14 protein-coding genes are annotated in these 13261 nt (G+C 49.4%); 4 read left to right on the top strand and 10 right to left on the bottom strand.

Features of this window, described 5'->3' with window-relative positions; translation table 11 throughout:
* Positions 1-221: 221 nt before the first annotated feature.
* Both ACFQ88_RS21610 and ACFQ88_RS21605 read right to left on the bottom strand, forming a co-directional pair.
* Positions 222-1250 carry an NAD-dependent epimerase/dehydratase family protein gene (locus ACFQ88_RS21610; RefSeq protein ID WP_379456569.1) on the bottom strand — a complete coding sequence of 343 codons (1029 nt, stop codon included), beginning with the start codon at positions 1248-1250 and terminating at the stop codon, positions 222-224.
* 428 nt (positions 1251-1678) lie between these two features.
* The gene (locus tag ACFQ88_RS21605) at positions 1679-1852 is read right to left on the bottom strand and encodes a hypothetical protein (protein ID WP_379456567.1); all 174 of its coding nucleotides are present in this window, start codon (positions 1850-1852) and stop codon (positions 1679-1681) included.
* Positions 1853-2097: 245 nt separating this feature from the next.
* On the opposite strand from ACFQ88_RS21605, the gene ACFQ88_RS21600 reads away from it, so the two are divergent.
* A complete protein-coding gene (locus tag ACFQ88_RS21600) occupies positions 2098-2862 on the top strand; it encodes a metallophosphoesterase (RefSeq protein ID WP_379456565.1) in 765 nt (254 codons plus the stop codon).
* Positions 2863-2978: 116 nt separating this feature from the next.
* Here ACFQ88_RS21600 and ACFQ88_RS21595 read toward each other — a convergent pair whose 3' ends face one another.
* Positions 2979-3128 carry a hypothetical protein gene (locus ACFQ88_RS21595; protein WP_239632101.1) on the bottom strand — a complete coding sequence of 50 codons (150 nt, stop codon included), beginning with the start codon at positions 3126-3128 and terminating at the stop codon, positions 2979-2981.
* A gap of 70 nt (positions 3129-3198) precedes the next feature.
* Entirely contained in the window at positions 3199-3657 is a 459-nt protein-coding gene (locus ACFQ88_RS21590) for a hypothetical protein (RefSeq protein WP_379456563.1), read from the bottom strand.
* Between the two features lie 355 nt (positions 3658-4012).
* Here ACFQ88_RS21590 and ACFQ88_RS21585 point away from each other — a divergent pair, with 355 nt between their 5' ends.
* Positions 4013-4390: a helix-turn-helix domain-containing protein gene (locus ACFQ88_RS21585; RefSeq protein WP_239632097.1), complete on the top strand. Its 378-nt coding sequence runs from the start codon at positions 4013-4015 to the stop codon at positions 4388-4390.
* Positions 4391-4514: 124 nt separating this feature from the next.
* On the opposite strand, the gene ACFQ88_RS21580 is transcribed toward ACFQ88_RS21585, so the two are convergent.
* The gene (locus ACFQ88_RS21580) at positions 4515-5672 is read right to left on the bottom strand and encodes an asparaginase (RefSeq protein ID WP_239632095.1); all 1158 of its coding nucleotides are present in this window, start codon (positions 5670-5672) and stop codon (positions 4515-4517) included.
* Between the two features lie 322 nt (positions 5673-5994).
* Here ACFQ88_RS21580 and ACFQ88_RS21575 point away from each other — a divergent pair, with 322 nt between their 5' ends.
* Complete coding sequence (locus tag ACFQ88_RS21575) at positions 5995-7335, top strand: alginate lyase family protein (protein WP_379456560.1); 1341 nt, start codon at positions 5995-5997, stop codon at positions 7333-7335.
* A 120-nt stretch (positions 7336-7455) separates the two neighbouring features.
* Here ACFQ88_RS21575 and ACFQ88_RS21570 read toward each other — a convergent pair whose 3' ends face one another.
* Both ACFQ88_RS21570 and ACFQ88_RS21565 read right to left on the bottom strand, forming a co-directional pair.
* The gene (locus tag ACFQ88_RS21570) at positions 7456-7767 is read right to left on the bottom strand and encodes a DUF2325 domain-containing protein (protein WP_239632091.1); all 312 of its coding nucleotides are present in this window, start codon (positions 7765-7767) and stop codon (positions 7456-7458) included.
* Positions 7768-7839: 72 nt separating this feature from the next.
* Positions 7840-7971: a hypothetical protein gene (locus ACFQ88_RS21565; protein WP_275590452.1), complete on the bottom strand. Its 132-nt coding sequence runs from the start codon at positions 7969-7971 to the stop codon at positions 7840-7842.
* A gap of 508 nt (positions 7972-8479) precedes the next feature.
* Here ACFQ88_RS21565 and nfsA point away from each other — a divergent pair.
* Entirely contained in the window at positions 8480-9214 is a 735-nt protein-coding gene (gene nfsA, locus ACFQ88_RS21560; RefSeq protein ID WP_379456557.1) for an oxygen-insensitive NADPH nitroreductase, read from the top strand.
* A gap of 313 nt (positions 9215-9527) precedes the next feature.
* Here the strand turns inward: nfsA and ACFQ88_RS21555 are convergent, their stop codons facing one another.
* The 3 genes from ACFQ88_RS21555 to ACFQ88_RS21545 form a co-directional block, all read right to left on the bottom strand.
* Complete coding sequence (locus ACFQ88_RS21555; RefSeq protein ID WP_379456555.1) at positions 9528-9857, bottom strand: hypothetical protein; 330 nt, start codon at positions 9855-9857, stop codon at positions 9528-9530.
* A 117-nt stretch (positions 9858-9974) separates the two neighbouring features.
* Entirely contained in the window at positions 9975-11375 is a 1401-nt protein-coding gene (locus tag ACFQ88_RS21550; protein WP_379456553.1) for an AAA family ATPase, read from the bottom strand.
* A gap of 111 nt (positions 11376-11486) precedes the next feature.
* The gene (locus tag ACFQ88_RS21545) at positions 11487-12938 is read right to left on the bottom strand and encodes an RtcB family protein (RefSeq protein WP_379456551.1); all 1452 of its coding nucleotides are present in this window, start codon (positions 12936-12938) and stop codon (positions 11487-11489) included.
* Positions 12939-13261 lie beyond the last annotated feature (323 nt).

Here is a 13261-nt window from a genome sequence, read left to right as displayed (position 1 = left end):
TAAACCCACTCTCCATCTCGTCTCATAAGCGTTCATATCTCAATATTATATAGGAACTTCTCAAAAAATAATGTCACATGCTGGGGGGCGTTCCGCTTAAAGCGCCAATCATTTTGTCGAAACCGTGATTATAAACAAATCTTTATTTATGCAAAAAGCCTTGTCCATCCAAGACAAGGCTTTGATTATGTATAGGCGCTTATCAAAAGGCCGTTCAGTTGTTACGAGGTTACCGTTTTCAACCGCCGAGCCGCCTTTTTTACTCCCATTCTTCGGATCAGGGCGCTTGCCGTCACCATATCGGGCACGACCTCCTGCACGCCGTTCAGCTTATCCATGAACCGGTTATAAATAAAGTCGCCAAGCACCTGGGCCAATCCTTCCTTGAGCTGAATCTGCGGCTTCCATCCCAGCTCTTTCTCAGCCTTTTGTATGGTAACGCATACGTTGGTACTGTCAGCGGGCCGGGCTTGAGCAAATAGGGGCTTTAATTTCTGATTGACAAGCTCATTCATCAGTTCGAACAGCTCCACAATCTGGGTCGATCGTCCCGTACCTATATTATACGTTTCGCCGTCCCCCCTGCTGATCGCCCGGACATTGGCTTCCGCCACATCGGTTACGTATACGAAATCCCGGCTCTGCAGCCCTTTGCCGTAAATGACCGGCCTTTCCCCGTTCACGTACGTTTCCATAAACGCCGAGATGACGCCTCCGCAGCCGAAACGCTTTTGGCGGTAGCCGTAAACGTTCGCATAACGCAATATGGTATAGTTGAGGCCATATAATGCGCCGTACATCCGAATATATTCTTCAGGAGCGAGCTTGGACATTCCTATTCCCGACATCGGAACGCAGGCGGCTGTTTCGTCCGCAGGTACAAGCTCCGTGTTTCCGTATATTTCAGCAGAAGAACCGTAAACCAGCTTCTTGATATTGAATTCCTTGCAGAGGTCAAGCAAATAGATCAGTCCGCGAAGATTAGGGCTAAGCCCCCTGACCATCATCGTTTCATCGAAATCGGTTTTCTCAGCCAAGTGAATACAGTAGTCCGGCTTCTCCAGTTCAAAAATATCCCGCAGCTCCTTGCTCGCCACGTCCACTCTATACAGCTTGCAGCTTTTATCCAGGTACTGCTCTTTGCCCGTACTGAAATTGTCGACTACGATAACTTCCAGTCCCGCTTTCTTCGCGTACTCGACGGTGTGGGACCCAATGAAGCCGGCCCCGCCAGTGACTAGTACTTTCATCCTTATCCCCCCTGCTTGCTTATTGTCTCCAAAAGCATTTTTTGGCCAAGCTCCACTTCAGTCCTATATGTAATCAGATACGATAGTCGAATTGTGATACATTTCGTATCAATAATAATCAAAAAAAGGCTCTAGGTCAAGTAGCCCTACAAAAACGCCGAATAAGCGAGGACTCGGTTCGGGCATTCCGCCTCCAAGCCTACGCTGTTTGTTCTTCCAGGTTCTGTTTCTATTAAATCAGGTTACTTAGGACGATAGGGAAAAGGAAGCCGTACTGCTGCGGAAGAAGTGCCTGCATACAAATCGGGCGGCAGCCAGGATGCTGCAAGCTGAAGCCCTGAGCCGAGCGAGCGCACCCATGGATGCGTTCAGCCGTCCCGCGTGAAACGTTTTGCAACAAGCACGAAATAAGACGGGGAGATTCTATATCAAGAGAAGCTCGACACCAGCTTCTGACTGGAGGATGCGCTTGCATTTTCGCTAGGCGGTTGTTGGGAAGGAAGACCGAATTGAGAAAGGCTCTGCTCGTTAATGTTCAGCTGCTTCAAAATTTTGTGTATATCCAATTGAATAGGTGACTTGTTCAGGTTGTTGGTGTTCATTGCTAGCTCTCCTTCTATCTCCGAATGGAATATTCTCTCTATAAACATTTGTTTTGCCTTCTTAAACCACTTTATGATACACTATGTATCTTGTCAAAGGTGGATTCTGTCGAAAACAATAAAGAAATGTTTACTTTAATAAATCTTTGGTAATGGTGCGTAAAGCCCTTTCACAATGCTAAGATGGTTAGTAGCGCAATTCATAAGAATAGAGCCTTTTTTACACTAAAAAAGGAGGAGAAGTTATGATCTACGCCGCTTCCCTGCTTGTCCTGCTGTGCCTAGGCTACGCCGTCTTCATCCTTCCTACCCGGTGGCTGAAAATCGAGAGAGTGCAGCATCGCATCGGATTACAGGTGAACATATTGCAAATAAGCGATCTCCATATCGAGCGGCTGCGCATCTCGCCCTCGCGGTTATCCGCGCTGATCGAGAAGGAGAAGCCGGATTATATTTTCATAACGGGTGACTTTACAAAGCAGCAGGAGAGCTTGCCGAAGCTGGACGCTTATCTGAGAATGCTGTCACGGCACCGCATCCCGACCTTCGCCGTTCTGGGAAACCACGATTACCAGCAGCGAAAAGTGATCCGGCTGATCAAGCTGCTGCAATATTACGGAATTACGCTGCTGCGCAATGAATCCGTGCAGCTCCCGGGCTTTCATCTTATCGGCATCGACGATTACTGCAGCGGCAAAAGCAATCTGTCCAAAGCGTTCGAGGGCACCCGTCCTGCAGAGCCGCGCATTATTATTACGCATGACCCTAACGTGGTGCTGGCGATACAAGAGGGATACGACTACTTAATGGCCGGACATTTGCACGGCAAGCAATTCGCCATTCCTTTCTTTTACCGGTTCCGGTATATGGGCAAGCTGCCCGCCATGGGAATTTACCGGGGCCTTCATACGACCGATAACGGCACCTTTTACATTTCCAAGGGCATTGGCCAAACCGGCATCAATATGCGGTTTCTTGTGCGAAGCGAGGTTACGATGCATTACTTGTAAAATGCAGTGGGCCATACCGGGGAACTGATACTAAATGTATCACTCCCCCGGCTTCAAAACTAAGCAGGAGGTCATGCTTCATTCGGACTATTTTGGCGACAGACGGTATTGGCAAATTATTTATCGGAAGATTTAGCGGATATGTTTGCGGAGCGGAGGGCGGCGTCGCCATGGCTTGCGTAGTTATTTTGATCGAGCTTTAATTGTACTATGATTTTTTGAATGTCCAGTTGAATTTTTCCTTGATCCGGATTGTTAATGATCATGAACAGCACTCCTCTTTTTACCATCTTCATCCGTACATCGGTTGGATCCATTCTCTTAAATCAACAGTATTTACGCCCAAGATGTTTGAAAATAATGGGAAGGGGTACAATGGTCATAGACATAGGAAGAAGAATAGCTTTCTATGGCTTTCGTCATTAAGGGGTAGCTAGATTCCATCCTTTGGTTGATTCTTGAGAACAACACCGCACGCTCATGCGCCCCCAAATCATGCTCGATACTGTACTGATACGGAGCCGTTTGGCCGGTTCTTTGCAGATCACTCCCCGTACATAAAATATGAATACCATCCATCAGCAGCTCGAATGTATACGTAATTCGCGGATCGGCCGGCAGCTTCAACGAGCTCATAAACTGAATCTTTCGCGACTGCAAGTCCGTTATTTGCACAAGCGCATACTTGGTTCGTACCGGCTTGTCTCCTATCCGGCTAATAGAAATCCTGCATTCCATAGAAGCTAATAGCCGGCGCAAATGAAATTGCCGGTTTGCATTTTCTTTTTCGTTCACATGGCATCTTCCCAACCTACGTTTTTTTGGGTAAAATAAACTTACGATACATTTTGTAATGAGAAATCGTTTATTATAAACCTGCGATCAAGTCTTATGGCATTGCCTTCAGGTCGCTTCCATCAACGTTCTATTGAAGAATCGCGATTCATTCAAGGTTAACCGCCATTTTGCAGCCAATTTAGATTCGGTAACCGTTCTTACAACCACAATTTGTCATTTAACCTATCATTAAAATACGATACAAATTGTATCAATGTCAATAGGATATAGGGTCCTTTCACAAACTTGCTACTCCTTGGCAGGCTTTGAAAAAATATTAATTAAGCTCGTAATTACTGGAGGTAAATGAATTATGAAATACGGGGAGCGGATTGCAGCACTTCGAGAAAAACATTCCCTGACACAGGAAGGGCTTTCTAACAAACTCGGTATTACCCGCGCGTCGCTGTCGCATTATGAGAATAATCGAAGAGAACCGGACTACGAGACGATCGTAAGTATCGCCAATTTATTTAACGTCTCTATCGATTATCTTATCGGCAGAACGGACGATCCTGAAAGCGTACTGGATGAAGACGTACGGGAATTCGTCGATTCTCTGGAGCTATCCAATGAGAAAATTATGGAAAAATTTACATTGACCGTGGACGGAATGAAGCTTACACCGGAGGAAGCCAAGCGCTTCATCGCTTTCGTTCGGGCGGAACGCTCCATCAATAATAACGGCTGACGCTGCAGCACCCTTGTCCTTCGTTCATGCTTGCTCTTTCAGGCATGTATCATAAGAACGCAGCAAAAAAAAGAAGATCGGCTGGACTGCCTCAAGCAGTCACAGCGATCTTCTTTTTTTTATTTTATTTGCCGGTGAAATCGACCTGCGGAGCGCCGTAGGTTTCAAACCAGCCTTTGATCGTATCATAGTCTTTGGAGAAGGCCAGGCTGACCAGCAGCATAATACGGGCGTGCTGAGGATTCAAGTTATCCCCTGCGATGATGCCTTTGGAGCTGGAGTAAATGCTGCCGGACCCCGTACGCGTGGTCGTTACGAAGATCACGCCTTTCTCATCAATCGCCTTCTTGCGGGCATCGGACATCGCTTTGGAAATGCCGCCCGCTCCCGTACCTGCCGTTACAATCCCTTCGGCTCCGCCGGCCACAAATCCGTCGATCGCCTCACCACCCGCGCCTTGGTACGAGAAAGCAATCTCAACTTTAGGCAAATCCTCTTTCTTGATACGGGTTAAGTCAAACGGCGTAGCCCATTCCCCTGCAGGACGCAAGCTTCTGGCCGGAGCGCGGTAGATGCGGATGTTGCTCTCATCAATATAGCCAAGCATACCGACTTGCGGCGACTCGAACGTATCCGTACGGTAATCGTTGGATTTGGTTACTTCTCTCGCTGCGTGAATCGTATCGTTCAGCATTAGAACCGTTCCGAAATATTTCGTCTTCCCGCTTCCCGCAAGCTTAATGGCATTATACAGATTTGCCTGCGCATCGCTGCCGATAACCGTCCACGGTCTCATGGAGCCCGTTACGACGACCGGCTTCGGACTTTGTACCGTCAGATCGAGGAAGTAGGCGATCTCCTCCATCGTATCCGTTCCTGTCGTTACGACAACCCCGTCCTGTTCCTTCAGCGCTTCGTCGACTTGCAGCGAAAGATTGAACAAATCCTGCATGCTGTAAGCCGAGGAGCCCGAGTTACCGAATTGCTCCGTCGTCACTTCAGCGATTTTGTCCTTGTTCGGCAAAGCGTTGACCATATCCTGAATCAACAGCGTACCGGCCTTGTAGTTCTGAAAGCTGGTTTCATCCACCGATTGCCCGGAAATCGTCCCCCCGGTTCCGATTACTTTTACTTTTGGAAGCTTAGCAGGAACGGAAGCTTCCGCTTCCGCCGCTATGGCTGTTGACGTCGGCGGCAAAGCGACCGGTGATAGCAGGGCGGTGAACAGCATTCCTGAAGCCAAGAACATTTTAAGCATTGCGGAGCTGGATTTGAGTGTCATATGTAGGTTCCTCCCATGTAGGTAGTTTAGCTTTGTGTTAGTTTATATAACACATAACTAACGTTTATGAGAGAAATAATAATATCATGTAATGTTTTTTGACAAATCCTAAACATGGCGTTTTAACCGCATACATAGTTATTTTTCTACTCAATATGAACTCTTTTCGTCTAGTTGCTTCCTTTTCCAAAGTTCACCTGAACATACCGCAAATAAATGTGGATTTCCGATATTCCTTTTCCCGGCCGTTTTCTTATAATGGATGAGAAAAAACTTCTATCGGAGTACTTCGAGGAAAACCAGAAGGAATGGAGCGTGCCTCATGAGGCGCAAGCTGCTTATCACCATTATGTCAGGGATTACCCTGACCACAACGGCACTCTCAGGCTGCTCGCCGCAGCAAAGCGCAAGCACGACAGCCCCTCCTCAGCCCTCGCCTGCGACGGCGGCCGGCACGCCTGCACCAGCACCTGCAGCAAGTACGAAGGGGACGGTCCAGAAGGATAGCCGGCAGCCGGACACCTTGATTATGAACGCAAGCGTGCTGCAGGAGGTCCGAAATAAAGTGAGCTCCGGCAATGCCGGGGAGCTCGCGAACGCGGTGGCACAGCTTCGCAAAGAAGCCGATGCCGCCTTAAAGGTCGGACCTTTCTCCGTGGTCAACAAAAAAAGCACGCCGCCAAGCGGAGACAAGCACGATTATATGAGTATGGCGCCTTATTGGTGGCCGGATCCCAACAAGCCGGACGGCAAGCCCTATATCCAAAAGGACGGCCAAACGAATCCCGAGCGCTCGACCGACAAGTATGACGCTACAAGCTTCGGCAATATGGCCTCCGCCGTAGAGACGCTGGCCTTGGCCTATTATGTGACCGGACACGAGCCCTATGGCGAGAGAGCGGCCAGGCTGCTGCGGACTTGGTTTCTGGATGCGGACACGAAAATGAACCCGAATATGAATTTCGGGCAAAGCGTTCCCGGACGAACCGACGGGCGTAAAGAAGGCGTGCTCGATTCCAGGCATTTTTTGACGACTTCCAATGCAGCGGCTTTGCTGGACGGTTCTCCCGTTTGGTCAGATAATGACATGAAAGCTTACAAGAGCTGGGTCGCGCAGTATGTCAAATGGTTGAAGGAAAACAAGCTCGCTTTGGAGGAAAAGGCGGCCAAAAACAATCACGGCACATGGTACGACGCGATATTCGCCGGATTGACTCTATTTATCGGGGAAAAGGATGCCGCGGCGTCCTACATCAAAGAGCAGTTGCCGAAGCGGATCGCTGCGCAAATTGAAAAAGACGGCAGTATGCCGCTGGAAATGAGCAGAACCCGTTCCTTCCACTATCCTGTGTTCAACCTGGAGGCGTTCTCCATGCTGGCTCTGTACGGCAGCAAGGTCGGGTTCGATGGTTGGAATTATAAAACGGCGGACGGCAAAAGCGTCCATCAGGCCTATGAATATTTGGTACCGTACTTTAACGGTAAACCGTGGGAACGTCAACAGATCAAAGCGGAGAACGAATCCGGCTTCGCCTCTTATTTACGCGAAGCGGCTGTCGTATACAAGGATAAAGCTTACGCTGAAGCGGCCGACAAAACGCTAGGCGCTTCCAAGAACAGCTCGCGCGCTAACCTGACCGCGCCGAAGCCTGTTATTCCATAAGCGGGATAGATTGATTCAAGTCCATGCAGAAGCAGTTCTGCTTGGGCTTTTTTTACTATCGAGGAAGAAGAGCAGGAACAGCCAGTGCCTGACCTTGAACTATGAACGAGACTCGGCTGGCTATTGCTTGTTTTTCATCATTTCACATACGTGCTCGCATGAACAGAGGGCTTTTTGAACCGAGCACCAGGATCTTTTGGCATAATAAATCGGCAGCTCCTGTTCCTTCGCTTGCTGTTTGATCACCTTCGTCAAATTATGATTAATGTAGTCCGTTAATACGAGAACCGCATCCACCTTATCCGGTATGCCCTTGCGGACCATCTGGCATTTGCGTCCCGACATATGCATTACTTCATCAAAACCGATATGAGCAAGCTGCTCCGGCATATTTCCCAAATGATCTGCACCTACTACTAATATTGAAGCCATAGGCTTGTCTCCTTTCGGTATCCCTTAGTTTTAGTTATGGTTATATGGATCAATCCGAATTTGATTTCTATCTTAAATTTCTTTGCGCTTCCAGGGCTTTAGCTTCATAAACGAATAGTAATCGCGCATTCCCCAGAGATAGCAGCCGGCAAGCACTACAGAGATAAACAACGCTGGCAGCAGCAGGCAAATGACGAGTGGCATTAAAAGTGCTCCTCCTTATGTATTCGCTCATAATTGATAATTATTCTCACTTCATGCTCTAATGATAATGGTTCTCATTATCATTGTCAACATCTGATACTGAAATTTGTTTGGTATACAATATTTGGGGTTTAGGTGAGGAAACGACGGTTCGAAAAATGAAGGCCGCGGGGATATGTTTGGCGTCGCTGAGTGGTGATAAACCTATATCGGTGTAGTGCGACCGCGTTTCAGTTGTAAGGTTTATCGCCAATAGACATGTACACACCTGCCATGCAGGTGTGATTAGCATGCTGAGTGGTGATAAACCTATTATCGATGTGAGCCGAGGAAGCGCGACCGCGCTTTAGTTGTAAGGTTTATCGCCAATAGACATGTACACGCCTGCCGTGCAGGTGTGATTAGCATTTCTATGTGGTAGAATAATGGAATCAACCGAACCGTCGGAGACCCCCTAACTTACCAGCATGGGGGCTTTTTTACATAATTAAAGAGAGGATGAATAGTCATGAATCCAACTATCGAGGTTCTCCGCAAGCATCGCTCCATCCGCAAATATCAACCTATCGCTCTGCCGGAAGAGCACATTGACGCCATTATCGAATCCTCACAAATGGCATCGACATCCAGCAATGTACAAGCTTATACCATTATCGGCCTTACCGATCCGGCAAAGAAGCAAGAGCTGGCACGACTTGCAGGCAATCAGGCCTATATCGAGCAATGCGGCCTATTTCTTGTATTTTGCGCCGATCTTCACCGCCTTAAGGAAGCTACCGAACTCCACGGAGAAACGTTCCACCAAAACACGGAAAGCTTTCTCGTTGCCACCGTCGATGCGACATTAGCCGCACAAAATGCTGCCGTCGCAGCCGAATCGCTGGGATACGGGATTTGTTACATCGGCGGTATCCGCAACAACCCGCAAGATGTCAGCGTTCTGCTCCAGCTGCCGCAGCTGACTTATCCGGTATTCGGCATGTGCGTCGGGGTCCCCGATCAGGAGCCTTCCTCCCGTCCGCGTCTACCCCGTCATGCCGTGTACCACTCCGATGCGTATGACAAAGAGAAGGTAACGCAAGGCACTCAGCAGTACGATGACACAATGCATGAGTACTATAAAGAGCGAACGAATGGCAAGACGCTTACTACCTGGTCCAAAGGAATTGCAGACAAATATGCCAAGCCGGGACGCGGGCATATTCGGCCGTTCTTGGAAGGCCGCGGCTTCCGGCTGGAATAGACGGCAGGCCGTGGCGCGGGACGGATTTTCAGCGTTACAGAGACGCTTTGCGCCGGCGGCTTGCCTTGTAACGCGGTTTTTCCGCGTTACAGCTGCTCGAGCAAGACTCTGACGCGACGCGGGATTTCTGTAACGCAGATTTTCAGCGTTACAGTGCCTCTTCGCGCAGGCAGCTTGCCTTGTAACGCGGTTTTTCCGCGTTACAGCAACCCCACCCGCAAGTGCATCACAACACGTAAAAAAGCCCCAATGTGCTCTGAAAATCCACAACACATCGAGGCTTTTTCTCTTTAAAATACACTTACTACACTTTCTAGCCGTGAAGCAGCTTTTTTCGTATAAGGACGCTGATATCGTAAGAAATATCATCTGGATGCAACAAAATAATGCCACCATGAAGTCTATCTTTATCCTTATTTTTATAGTCTTTATAGTCATAGTATTGTTCGATTAAATGCGGAACCTTATCATTGTCTGTTAACACAAAGTTATGTCTTATTAACAAAGCTAAACCGAAGTGCATAACCAGAAAATCATCCTCAGGTGCCGCTACAATGCGCTTAATATCATCCTGTTCCAATTCATTTTCGATGATGTAATCAATTAAGCCGCTGAGTGAGTCAATAACCACAAGACTGGACATCTCCCTATTCCTTCACATTCATCCAAATCTCCACATTTAATGAGAATCTCTAGCCGATACCCGATCCATAAAAACCCGATGTGACACGGTAAACCCGCATCACATCAGGGACTCACTTTACCCAACCACAAACCCTACTCTCGACTCGGACGGTTCCGAGTGCCATTGCTGCGTCCGCCCTTTGTTCAGCTCGGACTTCATCGATCGCACCAGCTGCTCCAGGTGCACCTCGGTATCGTAATGCTTCTGCATCGCAGCGGACACGTACAGCTCGTTCAGCTGCGCAAACGTGAAGCCTTCCGTCAGCTCGGCTGCCGCGGCTGCCGCTTCTTCCCCCACGACAAGCGGCAGTTGTTTTAGCCGCAAATACTTGCGACGCAGCGCCAAATCCGGCAGCTTGATTTCGTAGGCGCGATCGAAGCGTCCCGCCCGGTTCATCAACGCCGGATCGATTTTGTCGGGATAGTTCGTCGTCCCGATCAGGAACACGCCTTCTTTGGACGTAGCGCCATCCAAGGTATTCAAGAAAAACGATCTCGCCTGCTCCGGCATGGAGTCGATATCCTCAATGACCAGCACCATAGGAGACATTTTCACGGCAGCTTCAAATGCTTCCTGAATCGTATAGCTGCACGTATGCTCGGTAATTTGCCAATAGGCGACAGGCGCATCGACGCTCCCCGCGATCGATTTGACCAAAGTCGTCTTCCCGTTACCTGGCTTGCCGTACAACAAAATGCCGCGCTTGTAAGGAATCCGGTACGTCTCGAAAAAATGCCGGTCCCGCGAAAAGAACTCGTCAATCGACCGGTAAATCTCCTCCTTCAGCGCTTCGTTCATTATGACCTCATCTCTGCTGACAGTGCGCGTGACGGGCTCGCGGTGCCGCTCCAGTCCATTGCGGTTATCGGTAAAAACCGAAACATGCCGCCTGTCGTTCTCCCTTTGGCTTCTCAAAATATACTGCAGAAACCGGTCCATGCACGAGTCATCCGCAGCGAATATATAATCCTCGTTAAAGATGCCGTTCATCCGAAACACGGGCACTCTCGCCAAAGCAACGCGATAAGCAGGGTACACGAACAAATTGTTGCGAACGGATGGATAAATCCGGTAGCCCGCTTCCTCCGGCAGGTCGCCGTCGTAAGCAAACGATTTGGACTCCACTCGATCGTAAATGGTCGCTGTATGCTCAACCTCACTGCTGCCGGATCGGATGTCCTCTTCGAGCCTTTCCCACAGCTCATTGCCGTAATCCTCCTGGACATACATTTGAAATTCCGTCCCGTAAGCCTCCATCAGCGTATTTTGGATGCATTCTATAACAAGAGCGGCATCAAAGTATTGCTGCCATTCATTAGACGCGCTTTCCTTTAAGCGGATCATAGGATAAACCTGCCGAGCCTGCGTATCGGTAAGGGCCGCTTTCCACCCGCCGTCTAATTTGCTGATACTGCCCGGGTTGACCGCCGTACCTCTCATTTCCTCATTCACTGCCACGTTCCTATTCCAATTCATTTTCATATTCCTATTCCAATTCATTTTCACATTCCTATCCCTATTCGTATTTGATTCCATACCCGTATTCGTATTCAAAAACATATTCTCATTCCTATTATTCACCTAGTGTTAAACTCCTTTTACCGCAGCCAAAGGCTTGCATTTCGCCACGACACCCGCCAATCCGGCTCCAACGACGCTCTCGATAATTTGATCGACATCTTTATACGCCTGAGGCGACTCATCAATGAGAGATTCGAGCATCCGCTGATTGACGACGACCTCTTCCTCCGTGCCGATTCTCAGCGAAGCTTCGAACTGATCCAACGTAACCAAACGCTTGGTGGCGCTGCGCGAACGAATACGGCCGGCTCCGTGACAGATGGAGTAGTAGTTGTTTTTACCGCCCGGCTTGCCGACCATAATGTAGGAGGAGGTGCCCATAGAACCCGGGATCAGCGCGGGATGTCCTGTCCCGGCATACATGTCGGGATTATCCGGGTGTCCCGCCGGCAGTGCTCGGGTCGCGCCTTTGCGATGGACGAACAGCGATTGGCCGTCATGCTTTTCCGCCCATGCATAATTGTGCATCAAATCATACAGCGTGGTCATCTCAAACTTCGATCCGAACACTTCCTTGCCGGCCTCCCTTATCCCGTAAGCGATCAGGTGACGATTCACAACCGCATAGTTCAACGCAGAGTACATCAAATTCACGTAAGTTTGCGCGCAGTCGCTATCAAGCGGTGCGAACAACAGCTTCGGATCGGCCGTGCCGAGCCCGGTGCGGCTCATCGTTTTGACCATTTCGCTGCTGCAATACTGGTTGACGGCTCCGCCCCACGCACGCGATCCGGAATGAATCATGACGACCACCTGGCCGTCGGTCAAACCCCATTGCTCGGCGATATCCCGATGCTCTTCATCGATTTCAATAGCTTGGATCTCGGCAAAATGATTCCCGTTGCCAAGCGTCCCCAGCTGCCGGTGCGAGCGGTGCCATACCATTTCCGGCAAACGGTCCAGGTATTGCTCGTCGAAGCCGAACTTACCGCATTCCACACGGGTCAGCGAGGTTGCCTTACGGGGCGTGTAGCCGTCCGGCACGTATTTTTTGGGCAGGCCGTACAGCCCTTTGCGGATAATATGCTCCAGCCGGATATCCGAGAAATGCCCCCGGGCATGCTCCTCAACCGGCAAGTGGCGTTCGATCGCCTTGACCAGCTTGCGCCGAAGCTTCACCTCACGCAAATCGTCCTTGTGCAGGTTCGTCAAATGCACCCTCATTCCGCACCCGATATCGCTCCCTACAATCGACGGAGAGACGTATCCGCTGTCTGCGCTCCAAATCGCTGTCGTGCCGATGCAGGTTCCAACTCCTACGTGGACATCCGGGGTATAGCTCATATACTTCGAATCCGGTATTTGCAAATTGTTATTGGCCATCTCGAACACTTTATAGTCCAGCCCGGCGAACAGCTCTCCGCTCGCATAGACATGCAAATCGCCGGCCGGAAGCTGCACCTTGCGATAATACGCTTCGGCTGCGGATCCTTGATCTTTCATTAGTTCTTTTTCCATATTCCTTCGTATCCTCTCTATCCAATCATTACTTTGCTGAAAAACTTCCGAAACACTTGATGAAAAACACAAAAAAACCGCTGGCGCTCCACAATAGCCCACGGTTTTTTGTATGCATTGCTGTCTGTAAAAGGATCCCGGCGTGTTCATGTACACGTTCACGATAGCGATCGCGATCCACTGACGATAACGTCACCATCACGATACTGCTGACCGAACAAGCCGGAATCCGCATAAGATCATGTTGCACCAGGCCCGTAGAGGCCAATGGAAGATTCCATATGGGTATGCAGTTGTGTCAATCTCGTGCGGTTAAGTCGGAT

This window comes from Paenibacillus sp. NPDC056579 (assembly GCF_042793215.1).
Lineage (GTDB): Bacteria > Bacillota > Bacilli > Paenibacillales > NBRC-103111 > Paenibacillus_S.
This window is presented reverse-complemented; position numbering and strand designations above follow the sequence as displayed.